The 13,754-nt window shown below is 64.9% G+C and carries 11 protein-coding genes and 1 pseudogene; 11 read left to right on the top strand and 1 reads right to left on the bottom strand.

Annotation, left to right across the window (positions count from 1 at the left end):
* Window positions 1–20 precede the first annotated feature (20 nt).
* The 11 genes and pseudogenes from mraY to lpxC all read left to right on the top strand — a co-directional run bounded on the left by mraY (window position 21) and on the right by lpxC (window position 12,956).
* Window positions 21–1,190, top strand: a complete 1,170-nt coding sequence (mraY, locus tag U5782_RS38540; protein WP_103707214.1) for a phospho-N-acetylmuramoyl-pentapeptide-transferase — start codon at window positions 21–23, stop codon at window positions 1,188–1,190.
* A gap of 65 nt (window positions 1,191–1,255) precedes the next feature.
* Window positions 1,256–2,776, top strand: a complete 1,521-nt coding sequence (gene murD / locus U5782_RS38535; RefSeq protein ID WP_322049106.1) for a UDP-N-acetylmuramoyl-L-alanine--D-glutamate ligase — start codon at window positions 1,256–1,258, stop codon at window positions 2,774–2,776.
* 95 nt (window positions 2,777–2,871) lie between these two features.
* A pseudogene (ftsW, locus tag U5782_RS38530) lies at window positions 2,872–4,062 on the top strand (putative lipid II flippase FtsW); the annotation flags it as partial.
* Entirely contained in the window at window positions 4,059–5,168 is a 1,110-nt protein-coding gene (gene murG / locus U5782_RS38525) for an undecaprenyldiphospho-muramoylpentapeptide beta-N-acetylglucosaminyltransferase (RefSeq protein WP_322049104.1), read from the top strand. The pseudogene ftsW and the gene murG, both read left to right, overlap by 4 nt.
* Window positions 5,165–6,559, top strand: a complete 1,395-nt coding sequence (gene murC / locus U5782_RS38520) for a UDP-N-acetylmuramate--L-alanine ligase (protein WP_322049103.1) — start codon at window positions 5,165–5,167, stop codon at window positions 6,557–6,559. The genes murG and murC overlap by 4 nt, the downstream gene beginning before the upstream one ends.
* A gap of 5 nt (window positions 6,560–6,564) precedes the next feature.
* Entirely contained in the window at window positions 6,565–7,518 is a 954-nt protein-coding gene (locus U5782_RS38515; protein ID WP_322049102.1) for a D-alanine--D-alanine ligase, read from the top strand.
* Between the two features lie 71 nt (window positions 7,519–7,589).
* On the top strand, window positions 7,590–8,345 hold the full coding sequence (locus U5782_RS38510; RefSeq protein ID WP_322049101.1) for a cell division protein FtsQ/DivIB: 756 nt from the start codon (window positions 7,590–7,592) through the stop codon (window positions 8,343–8,345).
* A gap of 27 nt (window positions 8,346–8,372) precedes the next feature.
* Window positions 8,373–9,605, top strand: a complete 1,233-nt coding sequence (gene ftsA, locus U5782_RS38505; RefSeq protein ID WP_322049100.1) for a cell division protein FtsA — start codon at window positions 8,373–8,375, stop codon at window positions 9,603–9,605.
* Between the two features lie 159 nt (window positions 9,606–9,764).
* Window positions 9,765–10,961 (top strand): cell division protein FtsZ, encoded by a 1,197-nt coding sequence (ftsZ, locus tag U5782_RS38500; protein ID WP_322049099.1) that lies wholly within the window; start codon window positions 9,765–9,767, stop codon window positions 10,959–10,961.
* Between the two features lie 312 nt (window positions 10,962–11,273).
* Window positions 11,274–11,783 carry a peroxiredoxin gene (locus U5782_RS38495; RefSeq protein ID WP_322049098.1) on the top strand — a complete coding sequence of 170 codons (510 nt, stop codon included), beginning with the start codon at window positions 11,274–11,276 and terminating at the stop codon, window positions 11,781–11,783.
* A 255-nt stretch (window positions 11,784–12,038) separates the two neighbouring features.
* Window positions 12,039–12,956: a UDP-3-O-acyl-N-acetylglucosamine deacetylase gene (gene lpxC / locus U5782_RS38490; protein WP_322049097.1), complete on the top strand. Its 918-nt coding sequence runs from the start codon at window positions 12,039–12,041 to the stop codon at window positions 12,954–12,956.
* Window positions 12,957–13,024: 68 nt separating this feature from the next.
* On the opposite strand, the gene U5782_RS38485 is transcribed toward lpxC, so the two are convergent.
* A complete protein-coding gene (locus tag U5782_RS38485; RefSeq protein ID WP_322049119.1) occupies window positions 13,025–13,543 on the bottom strand; it encodes a DciA family protein in 519 nt (172 codons plus the stop codon).
* Window positions 13,544–13,754: the final 211 nt, after the last annotated feature.

Raw genomic sequence — 13,754 nt, 5'->3', positions numbered from 1 at the left:
AATCTTAAGGAATACAAGGCATGCTACTGGCGCTGGCGCAATGGCTGCAGAATGACGCAAGCTTCTTGCGCGTGTTCAGTTATCTGACGTTTCGCGCGGTGATGGCCACCATCACCGCGATGGCGATCGGGCTTTTTCTCGGGCCCTGGGTCATTCGCAAGCTCACCGAAATGAAGGTCGGGCAGGCCGTGCGCACGGACGGCCCGCAGACTCACCTCGTCAAGTCCGGCACGCCCACGATGGGCGGCGTCTTGATCCTGCTCGGCATTGCTGTTGCGACGCTGCTGTGGGGCGATCTCTCGAATCGCTTCATCTGGATCGTGATGCTCGTGACTTTCGGCTTCGGCGCGATCGGCTGGGTCGACGACTATCGCAAGGTGGTCTACAAGGATCCGCGCGGCATGTCTTCGCGCGAGAAGTATTTCTGGCAGTCGGTGATCGGTCTGTTCGCGGCGGTGTATCTCGCCTTCAGCGTGTCGGAAGCGAACAACGTGCGCGTGTTCGATCTCTTCATGGCATGGGTGCGCAGCGGCCTGTCGATGGGCCTGCCCGCGCGCGCCGACCTGCTGCTGCCGTTCCTCAAGTCGATGACCTATCCGCTCGGCGTGTGGGGCTTCATCGCGCTTACGTATTTCGTGATCGTCGGCGCGAGCAACGCCGTGAATCTCACCGATGGCCTCGACGGTCTCGTCATCATGCCGGTCGTGCTCGTGGGCGCGTCGCTCGGCGTGTTCGCCTACGTGATGGGCAGCTCGGTCTATTCGAAGTATCTGCTGTTCCCGCACATTCCCGGCGCGGGCGAATTGCTGATCTTCTGCTCGGCGATGGGCGGGGCAGGTCTCGCGTTCCTGTGGTTCAACACGTATCCCGCGCAGGTGTTCATGGGCGACGTTGGCGCGCTCGCGCTCGGCGGCGCGCTCGGCACCATCGCCGTGATCGTGCGCCAGGAAATCGTGCTCTTCATCATGGGCGGCATTTTCGTCGCGGAAACGCTCTCCGTGATGTTGCAGGTCACGTGGTTCAAGTACACGAAAAAGCGTTATGGCGAAGGGCGACGCATCTTCAAGATGGCGCCGCTGCATCACCATTTCGAGCTGTCCGGCTGGAAGGAAACGCAGGTGGTCGTGCGTTTCTGGGTCATCACGCTGATGCTGTGCCTGATCGGTCTGTCGACGCTCAAGCTGCGTTAATCGGTTGGTGAGCCGCTCGTAAGCGGCTCGGCGTATTCCACTTTGCTCACTTAGGAAAGCAAGCGATGTTTGGCGAGAAGTTTCGGGATCGGCAAAAGCCGATGGTGCTCGTGCTGGGACTCGGCGAATCGGGTCTCGCGATGGCGCGTTGGTGCGCGCGGCAAGGTTGCCGCCTGCGCATCGCCGACACGCGCGAGACGCCGCCCAATCTCGCCGAGCTCGCCGTGCACGGCATCGATCCCGCGAACTTCGTCGGCGGCCCGTTCTCGACGGCGCTGCTCGATGGCGTCGAACTCGTCGCGATCAGCCCGGGTTTGTCGCCGCTGGCCGACGACCTCGTGCCGCTGATCGCTGCCGCGCGCGAACAGGGCATCGAAGTCTGGGGCGAACTGGAATTGTTCGCGCAGGCGCTGCGTCATCTGGGCGAAAGCGGCTACGCGCCCAAGGTGCTCGCGATCACCGGCACGAACGGCAAGACCACCACCACCAGCCTGACCGGCATGCTCTGCGAGCGCGCGGGCAAGACCGTGGCGGTCGCGGGCAACATCAGCCCGGCGATGCTCGACAAACTCGCCGAAGCCATCGACAACACGGCGCTGCCCGACGTCTGGGTGCTCGAACTGTCGAGCTTCCAGCTGGAAACAGCCCACACCTTCGCGCCGGACGCGGCCACGGTCCTCAACATCACGCAGGATCACCTCGACTGGCACGGCGGCCTCGACGCCTACGCGGCTGCGAAGGGCCGCATCTTTGGCGCGCAGACCGTGCGCGTGCTCAACCGCGACGATGCGCGCGTGATGTCGCTCGCGCGCGTGCAAAACAGCGGCGACGCGCGCGTCGTGACCTTCGGTGTCAATGAGCCGCTGCGCGATGGCGACTACGGCCTCTCGCGCGATAACGGCATGCATTGGCTCGTGCAGGCGCACGATCGCGACGCTATCGACGAACCGGTTTCGGCGCGCCGTCGCAAGCAGCTCGATGCCGCGCCGGTGAACCTGGCGATGAAGCGCCTGATGCCGGTCGACGCGCTGCGTATTCGCGGCCTGCACAACGCAGCCAACGCGCTCGCGGCTTTCGCGCTCACCCGCGCGATCGACCTGTCGCCGGCCGCGCTGCTACACGGCCTGCGCGAGTATCGCGGCGAGCCGCATCGTGTCGAGTTGATCGCCTCGATCGAGGGCATCGACTACGTGGACGACAGCAAGGGCACCAACGTCGGCGCGACCGTTGCTGCGCTCGATGGCCTCGCGCAGCGCGCGGTGCTGATCGCGGGCGGCGATGGCAAGGGCCAGGACTTCGAGCCGCTGGCGGCGCCCGTGGCGCGCTGGTGCCATGCGGTCATGCTGATCGGCCGCGATGCACCGAAGATCCGCGCCGCGCTTGAAAGCACCGGCATCGCGCTCACCGACCATACGACGCTCGAAGAGGCCACTCGCGCGGCTGCCGCGCTCGCCGAGCCGGGCGACGTCGTGCTGCTCTCGCCCGCGTGCGCGAGTTTCGACATGTTCAAGGGCTACGCCCATCGCGCCGCCGTGTTCCATGACACGGTGGAAGCAATCGCCGCAGAACGGGGGACGATGATATGAGCTGGTCCGAGCGATTCGGCACACGTCTGTCTCGCGAACCGAGCGGCGGCGCATCCGACCACGGCATCTCGTCGGGTTCGCTGGGTTCCACCGGCGCACGCGCGGGCGGCATCTCGAGCGCGGTCAACGGCGTGCGCCCGGCCCGTTCGCGCATGCTCGACTACGACTACTCGCTGCTGTGGGCGGTGATCGCGCTGCTGGGCCTTGGCGTCGTGATGGTCTATTCGGCTTCGATCGCGATGCCCGATTCGCCGAAGTACGCCTCGTACCACGACTACGCGTTCCTGCTGCGCCATATGGTGTCGCTCGTGGTCGCGACGGTGGCGGCGGTGGTGGCGTTCCGTATCCCGGTTTCCGTGTGGGAACGCTACGCGCCCAAGCTCTTCCTGATCGCGCTGGCGATGCTCGTGGTCGTGCTGATTCCGCACATCGGCAAGGGTGTGAATGGCGCGCGCCGCTGGATTCCGCTCGGCATCACCAACATGCAGCCGTCGGAAATCATGAAGCTAGCCGTGACGGTCTACGCCGCGAACTACACGGTGCGCAAGCAGGAGTTCATGCACAGCTTCGGTAAGGGCTTCTTGCCGATGGCGTTTGCGGTGGGCGTGGTGGGTGCGCTGCTGCTGCTCGAGCCCGACATGGGCGCGTTCATGGTGATCGCCGCGATCGCGATGGGCGTGCTGTTCCTCGGCGGCGTGAACGGCAAGCTGTTCGGCGGCCTCGTGCTGACGGCGGTGGGCACCTTCACGATGCTCGTGTGGCTCTCGCCGTGGCGTCGCGAGCGGATCTTCGCTTATCTCGATCCGTGGGACGACCGCTACGCGCAGGGCAAGGCCTATCAGCTCACGCACTCGCTGATCGCGTTCGGCCGTGGCGAATGGTTCGGCGTGGGGCTGGGCGGTAGCGTGGAAAAGCTCAACTACCTGCCCGAAGCGCACACCGACTTCATCCTCGCCGTGATCGGCGAGGAACTCGGCTTTGTGGGCGTGATGGTCGTGATCCTGTTGTTCTACTGGATCGTGCGCCGCTCGTTCGAGATCGGCCGCCAGGCGCTCGCGCTCGACCGCACCTTCGCGGGTCTCGTCGCCAAGGGGCTGGGCGTGTGGTTCGGCGCACAGGCCTTCATCAACATGGGCGTGAACCTCGGCCTGTTGCCGACCAAGGGCCTGACGCTGCCGCTCGTGAGTTACGGCGGCTCGGGCATTTTGCTGAACTGTATTGCGGTGGCCTTGCTGTTGAGAGTCGATTACGAGAACCGGGTGTTGATGCGCGGGGGCAAGGTATGACGTCCTCGCAGCAAACGCGCACGCTCATGGTGATGGCCGGTGGCACCGGGGGACACGTGTTCCCGGGGCTCGCCGTCGCGCATCGCATGCAGGAGTGGGGCTGGCGCGTGGTATGGCTCGGCAACCCCGCAGGCATGGAAGCGACGCTGGTGCCCAAACACGGCATCCCGATGGAATACGTGCGTTTTGGCGGTGTGCGCGGCAAAGGGCTCAAGACCAAGCTGATGCTGCCGTTGAACATGCTGCGCGCGTGCACGCAGAGTCTTGCGGCGCTGCGCCGCGTGAAGCCTGACGTTGTGCTCGGCATGGGCGGCTACATCACGTTCCCGGCGGGCGTGATGAGCGCGCTCTCGGGCCGCCCGCTCGTGCTGCATGAACAGAATTCGATCGCGGGTCTTGCGAACAAGGTGCTCGCGAAGCTCGCAAAGCGTGTGCTGGTCGCTTTCCCCGGCGCGCTGCCGCACGGCGAGTGGACTGGCAACCCGATCCGCGCAGAACTCGAACACGTGGTGCAGCCGCAGGCGCGCTATGCGCAGCGCAGCGGTCCGCTGCGTGTGCTGGTGGTGGGCGGCAGTCTCGGTGCGGCGGCGCTCAACGAAGTCGTGCCGCGCGCGCTCTCGAAGCTCGCTCCCGGCGAGCGTCCGCAGGTGGTGCATCAGGCAGGCGCGAAGCACATCGAAGCATTGCGGCAGAACTATCTGGACGCCGGAATCGAACCCGGTGTTGCGGCACAACTCGTGCCCTTCATCGACGACATGGCGAGCGCCTACGAAAACGCGGATCTCGTGATCTGCCGCTCGGGCGCGATGACGGTGGCCGAAGTTGCGGCCGTGGGCGTGGCGGCGCTGTTCGTGCCGTTCCCCTACGCCGTGGACGACCACCAGACCACCAACGCGGCGTTCCTCGCGCAAGAGGGCGCGGCGCGCGTGGTGCAGCAGCGCGAGCTGTCGGCAGATGCGCTCGCAGACTGGCTCAAGCAACAAACCCGGCAATCGCTGGCAGAAATGGCAGAGCGCGCTCGCGCGCTCGCAAAACCCGACGCCGCTGAACAGGTCGCACGCATTTGCGCGACTGTGGCGGGCGCTGTAGCGGGAGGAAAGCAATGAAACACATCGTCAAACACATCCATTTCGTCGGCATCGGCGGCGCGGGCATGAGCGGCATCGCCGAAGTGCTCGTCAACCTCGGCTATCACGTGAGCGGCTCGGACCTCGCGAAGAACGCGGTCACCGACCGCCTCGCCGCGCTCGGCGCGCGCATCGCGATCGGCCATGCCGAAGAGAACATCGAAGGCGCGAACGCCGTGGTCGTCTCGACCGCCGTGCGCAGCGACAACCCCGAGGTGCTGGCCGCACGCCATCGCCGTATTCCGATCGTGCCGCGCGCCGTGATGCTCGCAGAGCTGATGCGCCTGAAGCAAGGCATCGCCATCGCGGGTACGCATGGCAAGACCACCACCACGTCGCTGGTGGCGAGCGTGCTGGCGGCGGGCGGGCTCGATCCGACCTTCGTGATCGGCGGGCGTCTGATCAGCGCGGGCGCGAACGCACGTCTGGGCACGGGCGACTTCATCGTCGCGGAAGCCGACGAATCGGACGCCTCGTTCCTGAATCTCTTCCCGGTGATCGAAGTCATCACGAACATCGACGCCGATCACATGGACACCTACGGGCACGATTTCGCGCGCCTGAAGCAGGCGTTCATCGAATTCACGCATCGTCTGCCGTTCTACGGCATCGCGGTGCTGTGCGTCGACGATCCGAACGTGAAGGAAATCCTGCCGTTCGTGTCGAAGCCGATCATCCGTTACGGCTTCGCGCCCGATGCGCAGGTGCGCGCGGTGAACGTCGTCGCGCGCGACGGAAAAATGTATTTCACGGCAATGCGCGAAGATGCACCGTCGATCGACATCGTGCTGAATCTGCCGGGCACCCACAACGTGCAGAACGCGCTCGCAGCGATCGCGATCGCGACCGAGCTCGAAGTGAAGGACGAGGACATCCAGCGTGCGCTCGCCGACTTCAACGGCGTGGGCCGCCGCTTCCAGCGTTTCGGTGAAATTCCGGTCAACGGCGGCGGCACTTATACGTTGATCGACGACTACGGTCACCATCCGGTCGAAATGGCGGCAACCATTGCGGCTGCGCGCGGCGCGTTCCCGGATCGCCGTCTCGTGCTGGCGTTCCAGCCGCACCGCTATACGCGCACGCGCGACTGCTTCGAGGATTTCGTGCGGGTGCTGTCGACCACCGACGCGCTCGTGCTGACCGAAGTCTATGCGGCCGGCGAAGCGCCGATCGTCGCGGCGGACAGCCGTGCGCTTGCGCGCGCGATCCGCGTGGCGGGCAAGGTCGAGCCGGTGTTTATCGAAACGGTGGATGAGATGCCGGACGCGCTGGCCGCGGTGGTCCGCGACGGCGACGTGGTGATTACGATGGGTGCGGGTTCGATCGGCGGTGTGCCGGGCCGGATCGCACAACAGGAACAGAAGGCGTGAGTGACATGAGCAGCATCGATCCGAAATTCGATCCGAAGCAGTTTGGCAAAGTGGCGGTCCTGTTCGGCGGCGTGTCCGCCGAGCGCGAGGTGTCGCTCAAGTCCGGCTCGCTCGTTCTTCAGGCGTTGCAGAGCGCGGGCATCGACGCGCATGCGTTCGATCCGTCCGTGCGGCCGCTGTCGGCGCTCAAGGACGAAGGCTTCGTGCGCGCGTTCAACGCGCTGCATGGCGGCTATGGCGAGAACGGCCAGATCCAGGGCGCGCTCGACTTCTACGGCATCCGTTACACGGGTACGGGCGTGCTGGGTTCGGCGCTCGGCCTCGACAAATTCCGCAGCAAGCTGGTGTGGCAACAACTCGGCATTCCGACGCCGCCGTTCGTCGCTGTCCTGCGTGGCGACGACTATGCCGCCGCAGCGCCTGGCATCATCGCGAAGCTCGGCCTGCCGATCTTCGTGAAGCCCGCGAGCGAAGGCTCGAGCGTCGCCGTCATCAAGGTGAAGACCGAAGCCGAACTCGTGCCGGCGCTCGAAGAAGCCGCGAAGCACGACAAGATCGTGCTGGCGGAAAAGAGCATCGAAGGCGGCGGCGAATACACGGCGTGCGTGGCGGGCGACCTCGATCTGCCGATCATCAAGATCGTGCCGGCTGGCGAGTTCTACGACTACGACGCGAAGTACATCCTCGACACGACGCAGTACCTGATTCCCTGCGGCGTCGCGCCGGAGAAGGAAGCAGAACTGAAGAAGCTCGCGCGCCGCGCGTTCGACGTGCTCGGCTGCACCGACTGGGGCCGCGCCGATTTCATGATGGACGGCGCGGGCAACCCGTACTTCCTCGAAGTGAACACGGCGCCCGGCATGACCGATCACTCGCTGCCGCCGAAGGCCGCGCGCTCGGTGGGCATCGAGTATCGCGACCTGGTGGTGCGCGTGCTGGCGCTCACGCTGAAAGACTGAACCTGAACACCCCGACCAATCCGTTGCACGAACCCGATTCGCCGATAGCGCACTGAACCGACGACCTCGACATGTGGAATAACGTACGCCAGCTCAACCTCGCCGCCAACGTGTTGCACGTGCTGCTCGTGCTCGCGCTCATGGTGGCCGGCTGCTACTGGCTGGTGCAGCGGCCGAATTTCGCGCTGCGCGAAATCCGCATCGAGGGCGACACCGAGCACATCAACTCGCCTACGGTGCGCGCGAGCGTGGTGGGCCGCCTGAAGGGCAACTTCTTCACCGTCGATCTGGACACGGCGCGCGCCGCCTTCGAGCAGATGCCGTGGGTGCGCCATGCGAGCGTGCGCCGCGTCTGGCCGAATGCGCTCGCGGTGTCGCTCGAAGAGTACAAGCCGCTTGGCACGTGGGGCAGCGATCAGCTCGTGAGCACCGATGGCGAGCTCTTCACGGCCAACCAGGGCGAGCTGGACGAAGACCTGCCCGCGTTCGACGGCCCGGACGGCACCGCGCCCGAAGTGGTCGCGCGCTATCGCGACTTCGTGAAGTGGTTCGCGCCGCTCGGCCTCGAGCCCGACGAAGTGACGCTCACGCCGCGCTACGCATGGACGGTGAAGTTGTCGAACGGCATGCAGGTGGAACTCGGTCGCGAGCGTAACGCCGACACGCTGGCGGAACGCTCGCATCGCCTCATCGCCGCGTGGTCGGCGCTCACGCAACGTTGGGGGAAAGACATCGAATATGCGGACTTGCGCTATCCGAACGGTTTTGCGATTCGGGCGGCGGGCATGCGCTTCATCAGCGACACGCCAGGCCCGGGCAAGAAGTAACAGCACATCACACGCAACGAGCACGATATGAGTAAAGACTATAAGGATCTGCTGGTCAGCCTCGACATCGGGACGTCGAAGGTGGTGGCCGTCGTCGCTGAAATGAAGGGGGATGGCCATTACGAGGTGATCGGCCTCGGCCAGAGCGAATCGAAAGGTCTCAAGAAGGGCGTGGTGGTGAACATCGAGGCCACGGTGCAGTCTATTCAGCGTGCGCTCGAAGAAGCGGAACTGATGGCCGACTGCAAGATCACTAATGTGTTCACCGGCATCGCGGGCAGCCATATTCGCAGCTTCAACTCCAGCGGCATGGTCGCCATCAAGGAGAAGGAAGTCACGCAGACCGATGTGGCGCGCGTGATCGAAACCGCGAAGGCGATCAACATTCCGACCGACCAGCAGGTGCTGCATATCCTCACGCAGGAATTCATCATCGACGGTCAGGAAGATGTGCGCGAGCCGATCGGCATGAGCGGCATCCGCCTCGAAGTGAAGGTGCACATCGTCACGGGCGCGGTGAGCGCGGCGCAGAACATCGTGAAGTGCGTGCGTCGCTGCGGCCTCGAAGTGAACGACCTGATTTTGCAGCCGCTGGCTTCGTCGCTGGCGGTGCTCACCGACGACGAGAAGGAACTCGGCGTGGTGCTGGTGGATGTGGGCGGCGGCACGACCGACATCGCGATCTTCAGCGAAGGCGCGATCCGTCACACGGCCGTGATTCCGATCGCGGGCGATCAGGTGACGAGCGACATCGCGATGGCGCTGCGTACACCCACGCCCGACGCCGAAGACATCAAGGTGAGCTACGGCATCGCGAAGCAGGCGCTCGCCGATCCGGACGAGATGATCGAAGTGCCGGGGCTGGGCGAGCGCGGCCCGCGCACGCTGTCGCGCCAGGCGCTCGCGGCCGTGATCGAGCCGCGCGTGGAAGAGTTGTTCTCGCTCGTGCAGCAGGTGGTGCGCGAGTCGGGCTATGAGGAATTGCTCAGTTCGGGTGTCGTGCTGACGGGCGGCGCCGCGATGATGCCGGGCATGGTGGAGCTCGGCGAAGACATCTTTCTCAAGCCGGTGCGCATTGGCGTGCCGGAGTACGCGGGCGGTCTCGCCGACGTCGTGCGCAATCCGCGCTATTCGACGGCGATGGGCCTGCTCGTCGAGGGCCGCGCGCAGCGTATGCGTGGCCGCAAGGTCGCTGTGCAGTCGGGGTCGATGGGCCAGGTCTTTTCACGCATGAAAGACTGGTTCCTCGGCAACTTCTGACGCAGTGACTCGCGCATTGCAGGTGCAAGACAGGCGCGAAGGGTAAACGCAGGGACCGAATGAGCGCTGGTGACGGCGGCCAGCGCGCAGGAAAGGGTTGCCCGACTCTTTCCTGAATAACGGCCGAGGAGCGGAAATCTTTTTCTTGACGGAGGCAACATGGAATTCCAGATGCTGGAAACGGAAACCAACGGCACCATCATCAAGGTGGTGGGCGTAGGTGGCGCTGGCGGCAATGCCGTGCAGCACATGATCAATCGCGGCGTCCAGGGCGTCGACTTCATCGTGATGAACACGGACGCACAGGCGCTGTCGCGTTCGCGTGCATCGGCCGTGATCCAGCTCGGCAACACGGGTCTTGGCGCTGGCGCCAAGCCGGAAATGGGCCGCGCAGCGGCTGAAGAAGCGCGCGAGCGTATCGCCGATTCGCTGCTCGGCGCGCACATGGTGTTCATCACCGCGGGCATGGGCGGCGGCACGGGTACGGGTGCAGCACCCGTGGTCGCGCAGATCGCCAAGGAAATGGGCATTCTCACGGTCGGTGTCGTGAGCAAGCCGTTCGAATTCGAAGGTGGCAAGCGCATGCGCGTGGCGGAAGCCGGCTCGCAGCAACTGGAGGATCACGTCGACTCGCTGATCGTCGTTCTGAACGACAAGCTGTTCGACGTGATGGGCGATGACGCCGAGATGGACAAGTGCTTCCAGTGCGCGGACGACGTTCTGAACAACGCAGTCGCAGGCATCGCCGAAATCATCAACGTCGACGGTCTGGTGAACGTCGACTTCGAAGACGTGAAGACGGTGATGGGCGAGCAGGGCAAGGCGATGATGGGCACGGCGACGGTTGCCGGCGTCGATCGCGCGCGTCTCGCGGCGGAACAGGCCGTGGCGAGCCCGCTGCTCGAAGGCGTCGATCTGTCGGGCGCGCGCGGCGTGCTGGTCAACATCACGTCGAGCCGTTCGCTGCGTCTGTCGGAAACGCGTGAAGTCATGAACACCATCAAGAGCTACGCGGCGGAAGACGCCACGGTGATCTTCGGTGCGGTCTATGACGACGCGATGGGCGACGCGCTGCGTGTGACGGTCGTGGCGACGGGCCTGGGCCGTGCGGCCTCGACCCGCCAACAGGCTGCGCCGATGACGCTGCTGCGCACGGGCACGGACAACCATCCGGTTGCCGCTGCTCAGCACACCTACGCACCGCAGCAGGCGCAAACGGCCGACTACGGCGCGCTCGACACGCCGGCAGTCTGGCGCACGTCGCGCGACACTGCGGCTTCGCACGTGCAGGCGCTGCAGGAAAAGGGCGTCGATACGTACGACATCCCGGCGTTCCTGCGCAAGCAGGCCGACTAAGGTCTGCTTCAAGCGGACTGCGCGACGAGCGAGTTCTGGCTGCGGCGCCGGGCACGGCGGTAACGTGCCCGTCCGCGGGCGGAGCGTTCGGCATGACGTTGCGATGAGAGCGAGGAAGACCCGCAAGGCCGTATCCGTGAGGATGCCCGGCAGGGACGCGTGCCCGCTGCGTTTTGACGCGCGGCACGGCGTATGCGCCGGTGGCAGGGTGGGCTTTGGCGCGATATCGCGCGTGGTGGCGGGCGTGCTGGTGACTCATCAGCAAACATCAGCGAACTCAAGCGCTTTGCGCATCGATGTGAAGGACGAGTGATGATCAAACTGGGTGAAACGCTGCCCGACGCCACGCTCTTCGAATTTGTCGAAGACGAGCGCGCGGGCTGCACGCTGGGGCCTAACAGCTTCAGCGTGCGCGAGCAGACGGCGGGCAAACGCGTGGTGATCTTCGGATTGCCGGGCGCGTTCACGCCCACGTGCTCCGCGAAACACGTGCCGGGTTATGTCGAGCACTACGACGCGCTGCGCGCGGCGGGTATCGACGAAATCTGGTGCGTATCCGTCAACGACGCGTTTGTGATGGGCGCGTGGGGGCGAGATCAGCGGACCTCGGGCAAGGTACGCATGATGGCCGACGGCAGTGCGGCGTTCACCCGTGCACTCGGTCTGGAGCAGGATTTGTCGGGGCGTGGCATGGGCATCCGGTCCCAGCGCTACGCCATGGTGATCGACGACGGCGTGGTCAAGACGCTGAATGTCGAGGCGCCCGGCAAGTTCGAAGTCAGCGATGCAGCGAGCGTACTCGCCGCGTTGAGCTCCACATGAGCGCTTTTGCTGCGCTCGCGTTGCCGCAATGCAACGGGCCGGCAGGGCAAATGTGACGGGCTATTACTACCAGCCGTGCGGGCCGATGGCCGGGAACGCCTCCGTTCCGGCCATCGGCCCGTCGTCCATCGCCGTGGAGTAACAACGGGAAACAGATTGTCACGCCCGGGACAACGACGGACTTGCCATACTTGGAGTATAATTCCCGCTATGAGTTAAAAAGTCCCGATTGGGATTTTCAATGAGCAGAACACTATGTTGAAGCAGCGAACCATCAAATCGATCGTGAAGACGGTTGGCATCGGCCTGCACTCGGGCCGCAAAGTCAATCTGACGCTACGCCCGGCGGCGCCGGACACGGGCATCGTGTTTTCGCGCGTGGATTTGCCGAACCCGGTGGACATCCCCGCGTCGGCGATGGCGATTGGCGACACGCGCCTCGCCTCGGTGCTGCAAAAGGACGGCGCACGCGTCTCGACGATCGAGCACCTGATGTCGGCGTGCGCAGGTCTTGGCATCGACAACCTCTATATCGACGTTACCGCGGAAGAGATTCCGATCATGGACGGCAGCGCATCGTCGTTTGTGTTCCTGATCCAGTCGGCGGGCATCGAAGAGCAGAACGCCCCCAAGAAGTTCATCAAGGTGAAGAAGACCGTCGAAGTGCGCGATGGCGACAAATTCGCACGCCTCGATCCGTTCTTCGGCTTCAAGCTCAAGTTCACCATCGACTTCCGTCACCCGGCCGTCGACAAGACCGGTCAGGCGCTCGAAGTCGACTTCGCGAATACGTCGTACGTGCGCGAGATCGCGCGTGCCCGCACCTTCGGCTTCGCGCATGAAGTCGAAATGATGCGCGAGCTGGGCCTCGCACGCGGCGGCAGCATGGACAACGCGATCGTGCTCGACGAGTACCGCATCCTCAACAACGACGGTCTGCGTTACGACGACGAGTTCGTGAAGCACAAGATGCTCGACGCGATCGGCGATCTCTACGTGGTCGGCCATCCGCTGCTGGCTTCGTACGATGCGTACAAGTCGGGGCACGGGCTGAACAACGCGCTGCTGCGCGAGCTGCTGGCGCATGAAGATGCGTATGAAATCGTCACCTTCGACGACAAGCAGAAGGCCCCGCGCGGCTTCGGTTACGAGGCGCAGACGGCGTTTGCCTGATCCGCATCAAGCGTGAGACAAAATGAAAAAGGGTGGCCATGCCACCCTTTTTCATTTGGTGCGACTTTTTAGCGCCGCTTCAGATGCCGTGCCGCCATCTTCGCGAGCGCTTCCTGTAGCGGCGAAGGCGGAAGGCTTTCGCTGAGGGTGGCGAGGGCGGCGGCGCCCACCGGCGTCATACGTGCCTGCTTGGGCTGCGGCGGCTCCTTCACGGCTTGCGGACGCACGCGGATGCGCACGCCGTCGAGCGCCCAGCCGCGCGCCTGAAGATCGGCCACGAGGCGCGGCTCCAGATGCCGCAGACGCGCCGCGAGCGCGTTATGCGCCGCGAAGAGCGCGAGCTTGCCGTCCTTGATGAAGCCTGGTTCGATGCTGGCCGCGAGATAGTCGGGCAGCAGCGCGTTGAGGTCGCGCTGGATCGCCGCGATCTGCTCGACGCCGGCTCGCAGCGGCGCAAATGCGTCGGTGCGGCTCAGGACTTCAACGAGCGGCTGCGGCGCGCGGGCCTTGCCCAGCGTGCGCGTGGAGCGTTGCGCGCGCGGCGCAGCGGCGGCTCCCGGCCTTGAAATCGGCGAAAAACGGCTCATGTGGCGAATAGAGGTGCGCGCGGGCTGCGCGGCGATGATGGAATTGTAGCTTGCGGGTCCTGGCTGCATGTCGTCGGCTTTTCAGCCCCCGTTTCACCTCGACGCGCTGTGCTCCGTTACGGAACCACCAGGCTTTCGTCATGCCGCTCGAAAACGGGCTGCATGAGCGGCTCGCGAGGCGCGTCAGCGTGGGCGTTTCACGCTGTACCCA

The organism is Paraburkholderia sp. J67 (assembly GCF_905220265.1).
Taxonomy (GTDB): Bacteria; Pseudomonadota; Gammaproteobacteria; order Burkholderiales; family Burkholderiaceae; genus Paraburkholderia.
This window is presented reverse-complemented; position numbering and strand designations above follow the sequence as displayed.